We start from the raw sequence: 14,645 nt of genomic DNA, 5'->3' as shown, positions 1-14,645 counted from the left end.
ATGGCACGTCGTCGCCAGCATGAAGAGCACGTAAACCATGAACGCTGGCTGGTTTCCTACGCCGACTTCATTACCTTGCTCTTTGCCTTTTTCGTGGTGATGTACTCCATCTCGTCGATCAACGAAGGCAAGTACAAGATCATCTCCGAAGCGCTGATCGGGGTCTTCACCGACTCCGACCGTGCGCTAAAGCCGATTCCGATCGGCGAAGAACGACCGAAGACCGTTACCCCGGCCAAGCCGCTGGTCAAGGACGCCGAACAGGTCGACGCAGGTATCGCCGGAGCCAGCGATCCGCTGAAAAGCATCGCCGATGACATCAGCGCTGCGTTCGGCGACCTGATCTCCTCGAACCAGATGACCGTGCGCGGCAACGAGCTTTGGGTCGAGATCGAACTCAACTCCAGCCTGTTGTTCGGCAGCGGTGATGCGATGCCGAGCGACATCGCGTTCAACATCATCGACAAGGTCGCGGCGATCCTCAAACCGTTCGACAACCCGATCCACGTCGAAGGCTTCACCGACGATCAACCGATCCGCACTGCGCAGTACCCGACCAACTGGGAACTGTCCTCGGCGCGTTCGGCGAGCATCGTGCGCATGCTGGCGATGCAGGGTGTGAACCCTGGCCGCCTGGCCTCGGTGGGCTACGGCGAATTCCAGCCGGTGGCCAACAACGCCACCGCTGAAGGCCGGGCGAAAAACCGTCGTGTGGTACTGGTGGTGTCGCGCAATCTCGATGTGCGCCGCAGCCTCACCGGCACCGGAACCGCTCATGCGCAACCGGACGCCGCGTTGAAGCGTGCTGGCACACAAACTGCACCGACCCCGGTCAAGACGCCGGGACGCGAGAGTGCCGTCAATTCTCCGTCGCCCGCATTAATACGCTGAACCATGTCTCGGCCGAGTATCCCGGCCGGGAGGAACGATCCGAATGAGAGTCTGGGCAGTCGCCAATCAAAAGGGTGGTGTTGGTAAAACCACTTCTTCCATCGCTTTAGCCGGTTTGCTGGCAGAGGCGGGCAAGCGCGTGGTCGTGGTCGATCTCGACCCGCACGGCTCGATGACCAGCTATTTCGGTTACGACCCCGACAGCCTGGAACACAGTAACTACGACCTGTTTCTACACAAGGGCAGCGTGCCGCAAGGCCTGCCGGGCCAACTGCTGCTGTCGACCAGCGACGAACGCATTTCCCTGTTGCCATCGAGCACTGCGCTGGCCACCCTCGAGCGCCAGTCGCCGGGGCAGAGTGGCCTGGGTCTGGTGATCGCCAAGAGTCTGGCGCAGCTGTGGCAGGACTTCGATTACGCGATCATCGACAGCCCGCCATTGCTCGGCGTGCTGATGGTCAACGCGCTGGCCGCCAGTCAGCAACTGGTGATCCCGGTGCAGACCGAGCACCTGGCCGTCAAAGGCCTGGAGCGCATGGTCAACACCCTGGCGATGATCAACCGCTCACGCAAACAGGCGCTGCCGTTCAGCATCGTGCCGACCCTGTTCGACCGCCGCACCCAGGCGTCGATGGGCACCTTGCGCGTGCTGCGCGACAAATTCCCCGACGAGATCTGGCAGGGTTACATCCCGGTCGATACCCGTCTGCGTGACGCCAGTCGTGCCGGTGTCACCCCTTCGCAGTTCGACGGCAAGAGCCGTGGCGTGCTGGCTTACCGCGCGCTGCTCAAGCATCTGCTGGCGCAGCAACTCGTTCCGCAGGTGGCCTGAGCATGAATCGGCCGATCAAGCTGACGTCCAAGCCGCAACTGGCGTTGCAGTCCTATCTGGACGGCTTGCTGCAGGAAGTGACGGACGAGGTCGAGCAGGAAATCGCAGCGCCGGTCGAGGTGATCGAGACCGCTGCGGCGCTCGATGAATTCCAGGCCGCCGTGCTTGAAGAGCAGGCCCGGGATGCGCAAAAAGCCACCCGGCCGGTCGCCCCGGTTGCAGCGCCTGCCGCTGAGGTAGCGAAGGCACCTGCGACGTTGATCAAAGAGCCTGAGCCGGTGCGCGTGGTATCGACCCTGGCACCGCTGCTGCAAACCCAACTTCTGCAAACGCCACAGGCTCCGGCGGCGCCAGAGCCCGAGCCTGTAGCGCCTGCGCCAGCCCCGGTCGAACCGACCTTGGTTGCGCCACTGGTGGAAGTGCATCTGCCACCCAGCAACACGCCGCCACCGGTGGAAACCGACGGTCGTCCCGCCTGGGCTTCGGAAGCGTTCGAATGCCTGTTGTTCGACGTGGCCGGGCTGACGCTGGCGGTGCCGCTGGTGTGCCTCGGCTCGATCTATTCGCTGGCCGGCCATGAGCTGACGCCGCTGTTCGGTCAGCCGGAATGGTTCCTCGGCATCCTGCCAAGCCAGGCCGGCAACCTGAAGGTGCTGGACACCGCACGCTGGGTCATGCCGGATCGCTACCGCGATGACTTCCGTCAGGGCCTGCAATACGTGATTTCGGTGCAGGGTTACGAGTGGGGCCTGGCGGTGCATCAGGTCAGTCGCTCGTTGCGTCTGGACCCGAATGAAATCAAATGGAGAAGTCACCGAGGTCAGCGGCCATGGCTCGCCGGCACGGTGATTGAACACATGTGCGCCTTGCTTGATGTTTCCGCACTGGCCGAGTTGATCGCCAGCGGTGGGGCAAAGCACATGTCCGGCAGTAAGCCGAACCACAAACCGACATAAAGACAGTACCGGCATTCAAATGCCGGCGAACGAAACACACACCGCCAGGCGCGGTTTTTCGAGGGGCTAGGGTATGAACGACAAGGCTACGGCGGCAAAGGGTTCCGAAGATCCGATCCTGCAATGGGTGACCTTCAAGCTGGATAACGAAACCTACGGCATCAACGTGATGCGCGTTCAGGAAGTCCTGCGCTACACCGAGATCGCTCCGGTTCCGGGTGCGCCAAGCTACGTGCTGGGCATCATCAACCTGCGCGGCAACGTGGTGACCGTGATCGACACCCGTCAGCGCTTCGGCCTGATGAGCGGTGAGATCAGCGACAACACCCGTATCGTCATCATCGAAGCCGACAAGCAGGTCGTGGGCATCATGGTCGACAGCGTGGCTGAAGTGGTTTACCTGCGTCAGTCGGAAATCGAGACTGCACCGAACGTCGGTAACGAAGAGTCGGCCAAGTTCATCCAGGGCGTGTGCAACAAGAACAACGAGTTGCTGATCCTGGTCGAGCTGGACAAGATGATGAGCGAAGAAGAGTGGTCGGAACTGGAGAACATCTGATTGATTCTCGAGGTAGCGGTCATTGTCCTGTTCCTGTTCTGGGCAGGCACGCTGGCGATGTTTCTGGCGTACATCAAGGCGCAGCGTGTGATCGCTGCGCAACAGGCCCAGGGCGATGCGCTGCGTGATCAGCGCATCAGGGACCTGGCCAAACGTGTCGACGATTACCAGAACGGCAACGTGCGCATGGGCGAAGCCCTGCACGAGCTGCGCGCGGTGGTCAGTCCGATCCCGGACAAACTCTCCCAGCTCGAACAGCGCGATCCTTCCAGCCTGTCATTCGCCCAGGCGGCGAAACTGGTGGGGATGGGCGCGAGCGTCGATGAGCTGACCCAGTCCTGCGGGTTGACCCAGGCTGAGGCGGAGTTGATGCGCAAGCTGCACAAGAACTAGTCGTCACCCCTGGATCGTTCCCACGTCGAGGCGTCGAACCGTCTGCGTGGGAATGCATCTTGGAACGCTCCGCGTTCCGCGTGTGAAGGGTGACGCAGAGCGTCACGGGCGGGTGTTCCCACGCAGAGCGTGGGAACAATCAGCGAAAAAAATCGCAGTCATCGATGGCTGCGTTTTTTTTTGCCTTCAGTAATCATCGCCGCGTTCGGTGATGTCTTTCTCGACCATCGGTGCGTCCGGGTCCTGTCCCGCCGGAAACTTGCCCTTGAGGTTCCAGGCAAACGCGATGATTTCGGCGATGGTGCGGTAAAGCTCTTCGGGGATGCTGTCGCCCAGTTCCATCCGCGCCAGCAACTTCACCAGCTCGGCGTTTTCGTAGATCGGCACTTCATAATCGCGGGCGATCCGCAGGATTTCTTCGGCCAGTTCTTCGTCGCCCTTGGCGGTGAGAGTCGGGGCGTGGCTGCCGTCGTATTTGAGGGCGATGGCCTGGCGTGGAGCGGTGGTGTCATTCATGCGGTTTCGTCGACCCAGCGGTGTTCGAGGCGGGTTTGGATGCCTTGCGGCGGGGTGCCGAGGTGGCAGTCGAGGTCGCCGACGTTCAGCCCGGAATCCAGCAGGCGTTGACGCAGGGCGGTCAGGTTGCTTTCGATCAGGCTCGCGGTGTACGGCCGCTCGGCCCACAACTGACTGGACAGGCTGCCGCTGATCAACTGTGCCTGAATCTGCATCGGCCCCAGCGGTTCCATGTCGAACGCCAGATCGACGCGCCACAGTTGTTGTTTCGGCTCGCGCTCATCGCGGCGCTGCTCGTTCGCATCCTGTTTCTCCGGTGCTTCTTCGCGCTGGAACTTGACCTGCAACGGCACGATGTCCTGCAGATTGCGCATCGGGATTTCCAGTTGCCAGGTGCTGAGCAGACGACCGTCATCGGTGACGCCGGTCTGTTCCAGACTCGACAGCTGATGACTTTGCAAGCGCGACACGGCAGCCGCAGCGAGGCGCAGCAAATGCTCCAGATCGCCTTCACCTTTCAGGCTTTGCAGCAGTCGGTCGGGCAGCGGGAAACTGCTCGGCACCGGTTTTGCGCTGACCTGACCGAGCATGCCGAGGGCGTTGCGTACGAAGCTCGGCAATGCCTGAGCCAGCGTGTTGGCGGCGATGATCGCGTTCAGGTTGGTGTTGCCGGGCAGGCCGGGGGTGAGTTGGGCGATCAGCTTGAGCAGATCGGCTTTCATGTCCGGGGCCAGCGTCGGGTTTTGCCCGGTCAGCAGTTTGGTCTCAAGGAACACGCCGCTGTTGGCCAGCGCCTGGGCCAGACCTTTCGGCGTGCTCAGTTGCTGCACGTCCGGCAGATTGGCGAGCAGTTTGTCCACGGCCGCGCGCAAATCCTGGGACGTCTGATCGGTGGCGGGGGGCAGGCTCTGGAGCATTTTCAGCAAGCCGTCGAGAGAGCCCTGACGGCTTTGCTGGCTGACCAGCTGCTGGCTGACCGCCAGTTGTTCCTGGCGATTGCTCAGCGGCAGAAACTTCAGGGTCTGCGAGTCCTGCACCAGCGCCGACAGCAGGGTGCCGATGCGCAGCGGTTGCGGGCTGTCGATGGTCAAGGTGCTGCCGCTCAACGCGGTGTTGAGCAGGCTGACCATCGAGCGGTATACGGTCGGCTGCCCCGGCACCTGCGGCAAGGTCTGAGCCGTCAGCACCTTGCCTTGCAGCAGCGTGCCAACCGGCAATTGCGCGGTGTCGATGCGGGTGAGGGTGGCGACGCTGCTGGCGATGGCCTGTTGCACGGTGATCGCCAGATTGCCCGCTGACGGCTGGGTGATCGCCAGACTGGTGCCCTGAGGCAGCGGCAGATTGCTGGTCGCCTGCACGGTGGTCTGACGGCCGCTGTCCAGCGTCACCTTGAGCAGCAATTGAAAGGTCTGATCCGCCTGCTTGAGCGACAACACCTCGGCTTTTGCGCTCTGGCCGGCGGCAATCAGCCCGTCGACCGGTGTCAGCAACTTCAGCAGCTCACCCACCTGCGGGCGAACGGTCGCCGGGGTGGTGGGCGGGAGCGGGAGGATGTTCATTTCGCCTGTCATACGCGGACACAACCTGAGGAAAATGCACTCGGGAGAGCGGGGGACGCCATGTATAATGCCGCCCGTCCTTCCATTCGTTCAAAAAACATAGCAATTGTTTGACGCAGCTCTCTGGATTGAGCCGTCATTGCATTTATGCTGCAACTCTTTAACGGCCGCGCCAGAGCCGACTTGAACCGTATAAGGCCCGTGATCCCTTGACCAGTCCTGTCCTGCAAACCGTCGCCCTCGCGTGTGAACGTGATCTCAGACTGCTCTTCGACAATCTCGAATTGAGACTGGCCAGTGGCGATATGGTGCAGATCAGCGGCCCCAACGGCAGCGGCAAGACCAGTTTGCTGCGTTTGCTGGCCGGTCTGATGCAGCCGACCGATGGCCAGGTATTGCTCAACGGCAAGCCACTGGGCGAGCAACGCAGCGAACTGGCGCGCAACCTGCTGTGGATCGGCCATGCTGCCGGGATCAAGGACTTGCTCACCCCGGAAGAAAATCTCGCCTGGCTCTGCGCCCTGCATCAACCCGCCGAACGCGACGCGATCTGGCAGGCCCTGGCGGCGGTTGGATTGCGTGGTTTCGAGGATGTTCCCTGCCACAGCCTGTCCGCCGGCCAGCAGCGCCGCGTGGCGTTGGCGCGGTTGTATCTCGATAGCCCGCCGTTGTGGATTCTCGATGAACCGTTCACTGCGCTGGACAAACAGGGCGTGGCACAGCTTGAAGAACACCTGGCCGGGCACTGCGAACGGGGAGGGCTGGTGGTGCTCACCACCCACCACACGCTGAGCCGGATGCCGGCCGGTTATCGCGACATCGACCTGGGGAATTGGGCGGTATGAGTGTGTTCGGCCTGCTGGTTGCCCGTGAATCCCGACTGCTGTTCCGCCGCCCGGCGGAGCTGGCCAATCCGCTGATTTTCTTCGCCATCGTCATCGCGCTGTTCCCGCTGGCCGTCGGACCGGAAACTCAAGTATTGCAAAACTTGTCCCCGGGGTTAGTCTGGGTGGCGGCACTGTTGTCGGTCCTGCTCTCGCTGGACGGGCTTTTCCGCAGTGATTTCGAAGATGGCTCCCTTGAACAGTGGGTCCTTTCGCCGCACCCCCTGCCACTTCTGGTATTGGCCAAGGTGCTGGCACACTGGCTTTTTTCCGGGCTGGCACTGGTTTTGCTCTCGCCGTTACTGGCGTTGATGCTCGGGTTGCCGGCTGCGTGTCTGCCGGTATTGCTGCTTTCGTTGCTGCTGGGAACACCGGTGCTGAGCTTGCTCGGCGCGGTGGGCGCGGCGCTGACGGTCGGTCTGAAACGCGGAGGCCTGTTGCTGGCGCTGCTGATTCTGCCGTTGTACATCCCGGTGTTGATCCTCGGCAGTGGCGCCTTGCAGGCGGCGTTGCAGGGCATGCCGGCGCTTGGTTATCTGTTGTGGCTTGGCAGCCTGACCGCCCTGGCGATAACCCTGACACCTTTTGCAATAGCGGCTGGCCTGAAGATCAGCGTCGGCGAATAATGAGGTCTGGTTAAAATTTAACCAGCAAAGACCCTGAGACTGCTCACACCGATGAGCGGCACCCGTGATGGAAACAGTATGAACTGGACCTGGTTTCACAAGCTCGGCTCGCCCAAGTGGTTCTACGGCATCAGCAGCAAGTTTTTGCCGTGGTTGAGCCTCGCCGCGTTGTTGCTGATCTGCGTTGGCGTCATCTGGGGCCTGGCCTTCGCGCCGCCGGACTATCAGCAAGGCAACAGCTTTCGCATCATCTATATCCACGTGCCCGCCGCGATGCTCGCTCAGTCGATCTACGTGATGCTGGCGGTGTGCGGTGTGGTCGGGCTGGTGTGGAAGATGAAACTGGCCGACGTCGCCCTGCAATGCGCCGCGCCGATCGGTGCCTGGATGACCGCCGTGGCGCTGGTCACCGGAGCGATCTGGGGCAAACCGACCTGGGGTTCGTGGTGGGTCTGGGACGCGCGGCTGACCTCGATGCTGATTCTGCTGTTTCTGTACTTCGGCGTGATCGCCCTGGGCAACGCCATCAGCAATCGCGACAGCGCCGCCAAGGCCTGCGCGGTGCTGGCCATCGTCGGTGTGATCAACATTCCGATCATCAAATACTCGGTGGAGTGGTGGAACACCCTGCACCAGGGCGCGACCTTCACCCTCACCGAAAAACCGGCGATGCCCGTCGAAATGTGGCTGCCGCTGCTGCTGACGGTGCTGGGTTTCTACTGTTTCTTCGGCGCCGTGCTGTTGCTGCGCATGCGCCTTGAAGTGCTCAAGCGCGAAGCCCGCGCCAGTTGGGTGAAAGAAGAAGTGCAGAACAGCCTGGAGGCCGCTCGATGAGTTTCGCGTCATTCGGCGACTTCCTCGCCATGGGCCATCACGGCCTGTATGTCTGGTCGGCCTACGGCATCTGTCTGGCGGTACTGATCCTCAACGTGGCGGCGCCGATCGCGGCCCGCAAGCGCTATCTGCAACAAGAGGCGCGTCGTCTGCGCCGGGAGAACGGCAAGTGAATCCGCTGCGTAAAAAGCGTCTGATCATCATCCTGGCAATTCTGGTCGGGGTCGGCGCTGCCGTCGGCCTGGCCCTGAGCGCCCTGCAGCAGAACATCAACCTGTTTTACACCCCGACCCAGATCGCCAACGGCGAAGCGCCGCAGGACACCCGCATCCGCGCCGGCGGCATGGTCGAGAAGGGCTCGCTGCAACGCTCCACGGATTCGCTGGACGTCAAATTCGTGGTCACCGACTTCAACAAGTCCGTGACCATCACCTATCGCGGGATCCTGCCGGACCTGTTCCGCGAAGGGCAGGGCATCGTCGCGCTGGGCAAGCTCAACGCCGACGGCGTGGTGGTTGCCGATGAAGTGCTGGCCAAGCACGACGAAAAATACATGCCGCCGGAAGTGACCAAGGCCCTGAAGGACAGCGGTCAATCCGCGCCAACCCCTGCGAAGGAGGGTTGATCGATGACATCCAGCATTTTCATTCCTGAACTGGGCCATCTGGCCATGATTCTGGCGCTGTGTTTCGCGCTGGTGCAGGCCGTGGTGCCGTTGCTCGGTGCCTGGCGCGGCGACCGTCTGTGGATGGGCCTCGCCCAACCGGCGGCGTGGGGGCAGTTCGCATTCCTGCTATTCGCCTTCGGTTGCCTGACCTATGCGTTCATGACCGACGATTTCTCCGTGGCTTACGTCGCGATGAACTCCAACAGTGCTTTGCCGTGGTACTACAAGTTCAGCGCGGTGTGGGGCGCCCACGAAGGGTCGCTGCTGCTGTGGGCGTTGATCCTCGGCGGCTGGACCTTCGCGGTGTCGGTGTTCTCCCGGCAACTGCCGCAAGTCATGCTCGCCCGCGTGCTGGCGGTGATGGGCATGATCAGCACCGGTTTCCTGCTGTTTCTGATCCTCACCTCGAACCCGTTTTCGCGGATCCTGCCGCAGATCCCGGCCGACGGTCGTGACCTCAACCCATTGCTGCAGGACATCGGCCTGATCGTCCATCCGCCGATGCTCTACATGGGTTACGTCGGTTTCTCGGTGGCGTTTGCTTTCGCCATCGCCGCACTGCTGGGCGGTCGTCTCGATGCGGCATGGGCACGCTGGTCGCGTCCGTGGACCATCGTTGCCTGGGCCTTCCTCGGCATCGGCATCACCCTCGGTTCGTGGTGGGCTTATTACGAACTTGGCTGGGGCGGCTGGTGGTTCTGGGACCCGGTGGAGAACGCCTCCTTCATGCCATGGCTGGTGGGCACGGCGCTGATTCACTCGCTGGCGGTCACCGAGAAACGTGGCGTGTTCAAGAGCTGGACGGTGTTGCTGGCGATTGCCGCGTTCTCCCTGAGCCTGCTCGGCACTTTCCTCGTGCGTTCCGGCGTGCTGACCTCGGTGCACGCGTTTGCCTCCGATCCCGAGCGCGGCGTGTTTATCCTGATCTTCCTGCTGTTCGTGGTCGGTGGTTCGCTGACGTTGTTTGCGCTGCGTGCGCCAGTGGTCAAGAGCCAGGTCGGCTTCAACCTGTGGTCGCGGGAAACCCTGTTGCTGGGTAACAATCTCGTGCTGGTCGTGGCCGCGTCGATGATCCTGCTCGGCACCCTGTATCCGCTGATTCTCGATGCGATCAGCGGCGCCAAGCTGTCGGTCGGCCCGCCGTACTTCAACGCGTTGTTCATTCCGTTGATGGCGCTGTTGATGCTGGTGATGGCAGTCGGCGTGATCGTGCGCTGGAAAGACACCCCGGTTAAATGGCTGGTCAGCATGCTGACCCCGGTGCTGCTGGGCAGCGTTGCCCTGGCGGTGGTGGCCGGTGTCGCTTACGGCGATTTCAACTGGGCCGTCATCGCGACGTTCCTGCTCGCGGCCTGGGTGTTGCTGGCCGGCGTGCGCGACATCTTCGACAAGACCCGCCACAAAGGTCTGATCAAAGGCCTGCCGACCCTGACCCGCAGTTACTGGGGCATGCAGATCGCCCACCTCGGTATCGCCGTCTGTGCGCTGGGCGTGGTGTTGTCGAGCCAGAACAGTGCCGAGCGTGACCTGCGCCTGGCGCCGGGCGAGTCGATGGACTTGGCCGGTTATCAGTTCGTGTTCGAAGGCGCCAAACATTTCGAAGGCCCGAACTTCACCTCCGACAAGGGCACCGTCCGGGTGATCCGCAACGGTCAGGAAATCAGCGTGCTGCACCCGGAAAAACGTCTGTACACCGTGCAGAACTCGGTGATGACCGAGGCCGGGATCGACGCCGGTTTCACCCGCGACCTATACGTCGCCCTGGGCGAACCGCTGGGCGATGGCGCCTGGGCGGTGCGGGTGCATGTGAAACCGTTTGTGCGCTGGATCTGGTTCGGCGGTCTGCTGACCGGTTTCGGTGGTCTGCTGGCGGCGCTGGATCGGCGTTATCGAGTGAAGGTCAAAGCCCGCGTGCGTGAAGCGCTGGGCATGGAAGGAGCCGCTGCATGAGACGTTGGTTAATGCTGGTGCCATTGGCGATTTTCCTGCTGGTGGCCGTATTCCTTTATCGCGGTCTGTACCTGGATCCGGCGGAGCTGCCGTCGGCGATGATCGGCAAGCCGTTCCCGGAGTTTTCCCTGCCGGCAGTGCAGGGCGACAAGACCCTGACCAAGTCCGACATTCTCGGCAAACCGGCACTGGTCAACGTCTGGGGCACCTGGTGCATTTCCTGCCGGGTCGAGCACCCGGTGCTGAACAAGCTCGCCGAGCGCGGCGTGGTGATCTACGGCATCAACTACAAGGACACCAACGCCGATGCGTTGAAGTGGCTGGCCGAATTCCACAATCCGTATCAACTGGACATCCGCGACGACGAAGGCTCGCTGGGCCTGAACCTCGGTGTCTACGGTGCGCCGGAAACCTTCTTCATCGACGCCAAGGGCATCATCCGCGACAAGTACGTCGGGGTGATCGACGAGCAGGTCTGGCGGGAAAAACTGGCGGCCAAGTATCAGGCGCTGGTCGACGAGGCCAAGCCATGAAGCGCTTTTTAGCCGCCATGGTGCTGGGCTTGAGCCTGGCCGGCGTGGCCCACGCCGCCATCGACACCTACGAGTTCGCCAAAGAAGGCGATCGCGAGCGTTTCCGCGAGCTGACCAAGGAACTGCGCTGCCCCAAGTGCCAGAACCAGGACATCGCCGACTCCAACGCGCCGATTGCCGCCGACCTGCGCAAAGAGATTTTCCGCATGCTCGGCGAGGGCAAGGACAATCAGCAGATCATCGACTTCATGGTCGACCGCTACGGTGATTTCGTCCGCTACAAACCGGCGCTCAATGCCAAGACCGCTTTGCTCTGGTTCGGCCCGGCCGGCCTGTTGCTGGGTGGGTTCGTGGTGATTGCCGTGATCGTCCGCCGCCGTCGCGGGCAACGCGCCGAGACGCCGCAATCGCTGTCTCCTGAAGAGCGTCAGCGCCTCGACCAACTGTTGGATAAAAACCAAGAATGATTGATTTCTGGCTTGCCGCAGGGCTGTTGCTTCTGGTCGCCCTGAGTTTTCTGTTGATCCCCGTTCTGCGCGAACGTCGCGCCCAGCGTGAAGAGGATCGAACCGCTCTCAACGTCGCGCTGTATCAGGAGCGCGTCGCCGAGCTGCAATCGCAGCAGGCGGAAGGCGTGCTCGACGCCGCGCAAATGGACAGCGGCCGCGCCGAAGCGGCCCGGGAACTGTTGGCCGACACCGAAGGTGTGGCGCCGGCGCGGGTTTCGCGTCTGGGCAAGCCGTTGCCATTGCTGGCAGCCGTGCTGGTGCCGGTGTTGGGCCTCGGTCTGTACCTGCACTTTGGCGCGAGCGACAAGGTCGAGCTGACCCGGGAGTTCGCCCAGGCACCGCAGTCAATGGAAGAGATGACCCAGCGTCTGGAACGCGCAGTTGCTGCGCAGCCGGATTCGGCTGAAGGCGTGTATTTCCTCGGTCGCACTTACATGGCCCAGGATCGTCCGGCTGATGCGGCGAAGATGTTCGAGCGTGCCGTCAATCTGGCCGGTCGTCAGCCGGAACTGCTCGGCCAGTGGGCGCAGGCCCAATACTTCGCCGACAACAAAAAATGGTCGGACAAGGTTCAGGCTCTGACCGATGAAGCGCTGAAAGCCGATCCGAAAGAAGTCACCAGTCTCGGCCTGCTGGGCATCGCCGCGTTCGAAGGCGAGCGTTATCAGGAGGCCATCGACTACTGGAACCGTCTGCTGGCGCAACTGCCACCACAGGACAAATCCCGCGAGGCTCTGCAGGGTGGTATCACCCGCGCCACCGAAAAACTGCAGGCCAGCGGCGGCAAGGTCGCCCAGGCACCGGCGGCGAAAGCGGCGGCGTTGTTGAAAGTGCGTGTGGATCTGGCCAGCGAGCTCAAAGCCAAAGTGCAACCGGGTGACAGCGTATTCATTTTTGCCCGCGCCACCTCGGGCCCGCCGGCACCGCTGGCGGCCAAGCGCCTGACCGTCGCCGATCTGCCGGTGACCGTCGAACTGGGTGATGCCGACGCGATGATGCCGCAATTGAAACTGTCGAACTTCCCCGAAGTCCAACTGGTTGCGCGCATCTCCCGTGCCGGTCAGCCGACCGCCGGTGAGTGGGTCGGTCGCAGCGGGCCTCTGGCCAGCAGCACCACCGCGCCGCAGACACTGACCATCGACAGCCCGGACAAATAGCCGGAACCAACAGGAAAGCACCGCCATGAACGCCATCGCCCGAATCACAGTCCTCACACTGGCCCTGGGCTTGAGCGCATGTGCGGTGCAACGACCGGAGCCCACCACACGGCTGCCGCCGATCCCACCGTCACAACCCAGCCCGACCCCGTCGACCAGCCCGACGCCGAGCAAACCGGGCATCCCGGCCAAACCCGCCAAACCTGTCCCGCGCACCTCCGCCAGCTTCGCCCCACCACCGGGCGGCAACAGCCACTGGGACCAGAAACTGGGCGTTTACGTGCTCGACGACCAGACCAACACCTTCTACCGTCAGCGCACCTACTACCGCTGGAACAACGGCTGGAGCCGCTCGATCAGCCCCAACGGCCCGTGGGAAGAAACCAACATCCACGGCGTACCGGCGGGACTGGGCAAGCAGTTCGGGCAGTAATGAAAAACGGCGATCTTTGGATCGCCGTTTTGCTGTGTGGGGGTAATGAGCTTTCAAAGGATTGCGTGATAGCCGCGGAGTGCCTGGACTGATTTAACCAGGCCTTGTCGTTGCAGTAGATCAAGAAAAGGTTCGACGTCCATGGCAGGCATTTTCAGCTGCCGACGCTGCTTTTGGGCCGCAGCAACCACTGCTGCCGGATCAAGCCCCAAGAGATTGTCGACGAACTCGTCCGGATGCTGCGCCTCGATGCCGAAAGGCTCCAGCGTTTTGCAGGGAAAGTCTTTCTGGTTGAAGGTCACTATCACACTTGCGCCGCAGCGGATGGCCGCCGCCAGAACATGGCGATCATCGCAGTCGGGCAAGGTGAGGCCGGCAATCAGGTCTTCATAGTCATGGACACAGGCGTCGGGTATCGCTTGATCCATCAGGCCGGACGTACGATCCAGCTGTTCCATCGTCAGGTCAGGACGGTTCTTCAACAGATTGCGTTTCCATTCGCAGTGAATCTCCTGGGTCCATCGCGCCCGAAATCGCCCCGAGAGGGCAAGCCACATGAGGAAGTCTCTCAAGGGGGCAGGGTACAAGACGCATGCATCATATAAAGCGGTAAAAGAGGAATGCCTCACTCGTATCCTGTCCTTAACGCCTGAGCTTGCTCTGCGAGAAGCGCCATTGCCTGCTCGCTGGCGGTGGTGCGCCGGGTCTTATAGTCCATCAGATCGGCAAAACGCACGCGTCGGTGCTTGCCTGTTTTGTGGTAGGACAACTCGCCGCTTTCCAGCAGTTTTATGAGGTGTGGACGTGAGACGTTGAGGAGGTCCGCGGCTTCCTGGGTCGTCAATTCGGCATGCACCGGTACGACCTGCACCGCGTTGCCGGCTGCCAGTTCCGCCAGAATGTCGATCAGCAAGCGCAGGGCCGAGGTGGGCAGTTCGACGCGATGAGCTTCGTTCTGCTCGTCGAAAATCTGGATGTGCTGAGTCTCGAAATGGGTCGCGAGGTATGCCGCCAGGGCACGCTGCCCTTCAATGGCGGCTTTTACTTCGCGTTCTACGGGGAGGCTGATGGAGGGATGAATAACGGTCGACATGGCGAGTCCGGCTTTGGAAATGAGGAATGCCGGAACGTTATTCGAAATAAGCGAAAATCGCAATAAACGAAACGAGTAGGGGTTTTATGGCTTTTCGCCAACAACCCCTGCACATATTCAACGAACGCCCGCGCCTTGACACTGGCCAGCCTACCCGTCGGAAACACCGCCGACAGGTAGTCAAAACATCCTGCAAAACCACCAACGTTGTGTCACAACCTTCCGCAGGCTACTAAAGGTATCTCTAGAGTTA

19 protein-coding genes are annotated in these 14,645 nt (G+C 61.9%); 15 read left to right on the top strand and 4 right to left on the bottom strand.

Annotation, left to right across the window (positions count from 1 at the left end; genetic code table 11):
* From motD to BMZ46_RS11700, 5 genes are all read left to right on the top strand, one after another.
* Nucleotides 1–891, top strand: a complete 891-nt coding sequence (motD, locus tag BMZ46_RS11720; RefSeq protein WP_011333075.1) for a flagellar motor protein MotD — start codon at nucleotides 1–3, stop codon at nucleotides 889–891.
* Nucleotides 892–934: 43 nt separating this feature from the next.
* The gene (locus BMZ46_RS11715; protein WP_007959220.1) at nucleotides 935–1,723 is read left to right on the top strand and encodes a ParA family protein; all 789 of its coding nucleotides are present in this window, start codon (nucleotides 935–937) and stop codon (nucleotides 1,721–1,723) included.
* A gap of 2 nt (nucleotides 1,724–1,725) precedes the next feature.
* A complete protein-coding gene (locus tag BMZ46_RS11710) occupies nucleotides 1,726–2,679 on the top strand; it encodes a CheW domain-containing protein (RefSeq protein ID WP_074687547.1) in 954 nt (317 codons plus the stop codon).
* A gap of 73 nt (nucleotides 2,680–2,752) precedes the next feature.
* On the top strand, nucleotides 2,753–3,238 hold the full coding sequence (locus BMZ46_RS11705; protein ID WP_007959223.1) for a chemotaxis protein CheW: 486 nt from the start codon (nucleotides 2,753–2,755) through the stop codon (nucleotides 3,236–3,238).
* Nucleotides 3,239–3,631 carry a DUF2802 domain-containing protein gene (locus BMZ46_RS11700; RefSeq protein ID WP_039769738.1) on the top strand — a complete coding sequence of 131 codons (393 nt, stop codon included), beginning with the start codon at nucleotides 3,239–3,241 and terminating at the stop codon, nucleotides 3,629–3,631.
* A gap of 186 nt (nucleotides 3,632–3,817) precedes the next feature.
* Here BMZ46_RS11700 and BMZ46_RS11695 read toward each other — a convergent pair whose 3' ends face one another.
* Together BMZ46_RS11695 and BMZ46_RS11690 are read right to left on the bottom strand one after the other, a co-directional pair.
* The gene (locus BMZ46_RS11695; protein ID WP_039769740.1) at nucleotides 3,818–4,147 is read right to left on the bottom strand and encodes an EscU/YscU/HrcU family type III secretion system export apparatus switch protein; all 330 of its coding nucleotides are present in this window, start codon (nucleotides 4,145–4,147) and stop codon (nucleotides 3,818–3,820) included.
* Nucleotides 4,144–5,718, bottom strand: a complete 1,575-nt coding sequence (locus tag BMZ46_RS11690) for a flagellar hook-length control protein FliK (protein ID WP_074687548.1) — start codon at nucleotides 5,716–5,718, stop codon at nucleotides 4,144–4,146. Before BMZ46_RS11690 ends, BMZ46_RS11695 begins: the two co-directional genes overlap by 4 nt.
* 197 nt (nucleotides 5,719–5,915) lie before the next feature.
* Between BMZ46_RS11690 and ccmA the strand changes: the two genes are divergently transcribed.
* From ccmA to BMZ46_RS11640, 10 genes are all read left to right on the top strand, one after another.
* Entirely contained in the window at nucleotides 5,916–6,551 is a 636-nt protein-coding gene (ccmA, locus tag BMZ46_RS11685; RefSeq protein ID WP_007959232.1) for a cytochrome c biogenesis heme-transporting ATPase CcmA, read from the top strand.
* On the top strand, nucleotides 6,548–7,216 hold the full coding sequence (gene ccmB / locus BMZ46_RS11680; protein ID WP_011333083.1) for a heme exporter protein CcmB: 669 nt from the start codon (nucleotides 6,548–6,550) through the stop codon (nucleotides 7,214–7,216). The genes ccmA and ccmB overlap by 4 nt, the downstream gene beginning before the upstream one ends.
* A gap of 78 nt (nucleotides 7,217–7,294) precedes the next feature.
* Entirely contained in the window at nucleotides 7,295–8,050 is a 756-nt protein-coding gene (gene ccmC / locus BMZ46_RS11675; RefSeq protein WP_039769743.1) for a heme ABC transporter permease, read from the top strand.
* On the top strand, nucleotides 8,047–8,223 hold the full coding sequence (gene ccmD, locus BMZ46_RS11670; RefSeq protein ID WP_011333085.1) for a heme exporter protein CcmD: 177 nt from the start codon (nucleotides 8,047–8,049) through the stop codon (nucleotides 8,221–8,223). The genes ccmC and ccmD overlap by 4 nt, the downstream gene beginning before the upstream one ends.
* The gene (ccmE, locus tag BMZ46_RS11665; RefSeq protein ID WP_011333086.1) at nucleotides 8,220–8,675 is read left to right on the top strand and encodes a cytochrome c maturation protein CcmE; all 456 of its coding nucleotides are present in this window, start codon (nucleotides 8,220–8,222) and stop codon (nucleotides 8,673–8,675) included. The genes ccmD and ccmE overlap by 4 nt, the downstream gene beginning before the upstream one ends.
* A gap of 3 nt (nucleotides 8,676–8,678) precedes the next feature.
* The gene (locus tag BMZ46_RS11660; protein WP_064594418.1) at nucleotides 8,679–10,667 is read left to right on the top strand and encodes a heme lyase CcmF/NrfE family subunit; all 1,989 of its coding nucleotides are present in this window, start codon (nucleotides 8,679–8,681) and stop codon (nucleotides 10,665–10,667) included.
* The gene (locus tag BMZ46_RS11655) at nucleotides 10,664–11,200 is read left to right on the top strand and encodes a DsbE family thiol:disulfide interchange protein (protein WP_039769747.1); all 537 of its coding nucleotides are present in this window, start codon (nucleotides 10,664–10,666) and stop codon (nucleotides 11,198–11,200) included. The genes BMZ46_RS11660 and BMZ46_RS11655 overlap by 4 nt, the downstream gene beginning before the upstream one ends.
* Nucleotides 11,197–11,667 carry a cytochrome c-type biogenesis protein gene (locus BMZ46_RS11650; protein WP_011333089.1) on the top strand — a complete coding sequence of 157 codons (471 nt, stop codon included), beginning with the start codon at nucleotides 11,197–11,199 and terminating at the stop codon, nucleotides 11,665–11,667. The genes BMZ46_RS11655 and BMZ46_RS11650 overlap by 4 nt, the downstream gene beginning before the upstream one ends.
* The gene (gene ccmI / locus BMZ46_RS11645) at nucleotides 11,664–12,866 is read left to right on the top strand and encodes a c-type cytochrome biogenesis protein CcmI (protein ID WP_007959249.1); all 1,203 of its coding nucleotides are present in this window, start codon (nucleotides 11,664–11,666) and stop codon (nucleotides 12,864–12,866) included. Before BMZ46_RS11650 ends, ccmI begins: the two co-directional genes overlap by 4 nt.
* A gap of 25 nt (nucleotides 12,867–12,891) precedes the next feature.
* Entirely contained in the window at nucleotides 12,892–13,299 is a 408-nt protein-coding gene (locus BMZ46_RS11640) for a hypothetical protein (protein ID WP_039769751.1), read from the top strand.
* 53 nt (nucleotides 13,300–13,352) lie between these two features.
* Here BMZ46_RS11640 and BMZ46_RS11635 read toward each other — a convergent pair whose 3' ends face one another.
* Together BMZ46_RS11635 and BMZ46_RS11630 are read right to left on the bottom strand one after the other, a co-directional pair.
* The gene (locus BMZ46_RS11635; RefSeq protein ID WP_039769753.1) at nucleotides 13,353–13,928 is read right to left on the bottom strand and encodes a PIN domain-containing protein; all 576 of its coding nucleotides are present in this window, start codon (nucleotides 13,926–13,928) and stop codon (nucleotides 13,353–13,355) included.
* Nucleotides 13,925–14,392: a helix-turn-helix domain-containing protein gene (locus tag BMZ46_RS11630; protein ID WP_007959254.1), complete on the bottom strand. Its 468-nt coding sequence runs from the start codon at nucleotides 14,390–14,392 to the stop codon at nucleotides 13,925–13,927. Before BMZ46_RS11630 ends, BMZ46_RS11635 begins: the two co-directional genes overlap by 4 nt.
* Nucleotides 14,393–14,645 lie beyond the last annotated feature (253 nt).

Source organism: Pseudomonas sp. NFIX49 (assembly GCF_900115915.1).
Lineage (GTDB): Bacteria > Pseudomonadota > Gammaproteobacteria > Pseudomonadales > Pseudomonadaceae > Aquipseudomonas > Aquipseudomonas pharyngis.
The sequence above is the reverse complement of the archived record's forward strand: the minus strand, read 5'-3'. Positions and strand labels throughout refer to the sequence as shown.

What these genes read in the sequence shown, in the direction of transcription:
- BMZ46_RS11695 (WP_039769740.1), bottom strand. Translation starts at nt 4,147, where the DNA reads ATGAATGACACCACCGCTCCACGCCAGGCCATCGCCCTCAAATACGAC.
- BMZ46_RS11630 (WP_007959254.1), bottom strand. Translation starts at nt 14,392, where the DNA reads ATGTCGACCGTTATTCATCCCTCCATCAGCCTCCCCGTAGAACGCGAA.
- ccmC (WP_039769743.1), top strand. Translation starts at nt 7,295, where the DNA reads ATGAACTGGACCTGGTTTCACAAGCTCGGCTCGCCCAAGTGGTTCTAC.
- BMZ46_RS11690 (WP_074687548.1), bottom strand. Translation starts at nt 5,718, where the DNA reads ATGACAGGCGAAATGAACATCCTCCCGCTCCCGCCCACCACCCCGGCG.
- motD (WP_011333075.1), top strand. Translation starts at nt 1, where the DNA reads ATGGCACGTCGTCGCCAGCATGAAGAGCACGTAAACCATGAACGCTGG.
- BMZ46_RS11655 (WP_039769747.1), top strand. Translation starts at nt 10,664, where the DNA reads ATGAGACGTTGGTTAATGCTGGTGCCATTGGCGATTTTCCTGCTGGTG.
- BMZ46_RS11715 (WP_007959220.1), top strand. Translation starts at nt 935, where the DNA reads ATGAGAGTCTGGGCAGTCGCCAATCAAAAGGGTGGTGTTGGTAAAACC.
- ccmD (WP_011333085.1), top strand. Translation starts at nt 8,047, where the DNA reads ATGAGTTTCGCGTCATTCGGCGACTTCCTCGCCATGGGCCATCACGGC.
- ccmB (WP_011333083.1), top strand. Translation starts at nt 6,548, where the DNA reads ATGAGTGTGTTCGGCCTGCTGGTTGCCCGTGAATCCCGACTGCTGTTC.
- ccmI (WP_007959249.1), top strand. Translation starts at nt 11,664, where the DNA reads ATGATTGATTTCTGGCTTGCCGCAGGGCTGTTGCTTCTGGTCGCCCTG.
- BMZ46_RS11650 (WP_011333089.1), top strand. Translation starts at nt 11,197, where the DNA reads ATGAAGCGCTTTTTAGCCGCCATGGTGCTGGGCTTGAGCCTGGCCGGC.
- BMZ46_RS11640 (WP_039769751.1), top strand. Translation starts at nt 12,892, where the DNA reads ATGAACGCCATCGCCCGAATCACAGTCCTCACACTGGCCCTGGGCTTG.
- BMZ46_RS11710 (WP_074687547.1), top strand. Translation starts at nt 1,726, where the DNA reads ATGAATCGGCCGATCAAGCTGACGTCCAAGCCGCAACTGGCGTTGCAG.
- BMZ46_RS11660 (WP_064594418.1), top strand. Translation starts at nt 8,679, where the DNA reads ATGACATCCAGCATTTTCATTCCTGAACTGGGCCATCTGGCCATGATT.
- BMZ46_RS11705 (WP_007959223.1), top strand. Translation starts at nt 2,753, where the DNA reads ATGAACGACAAGGCTACGGCGGCAAAGGGTTCCGAAGATCCGATCCTG.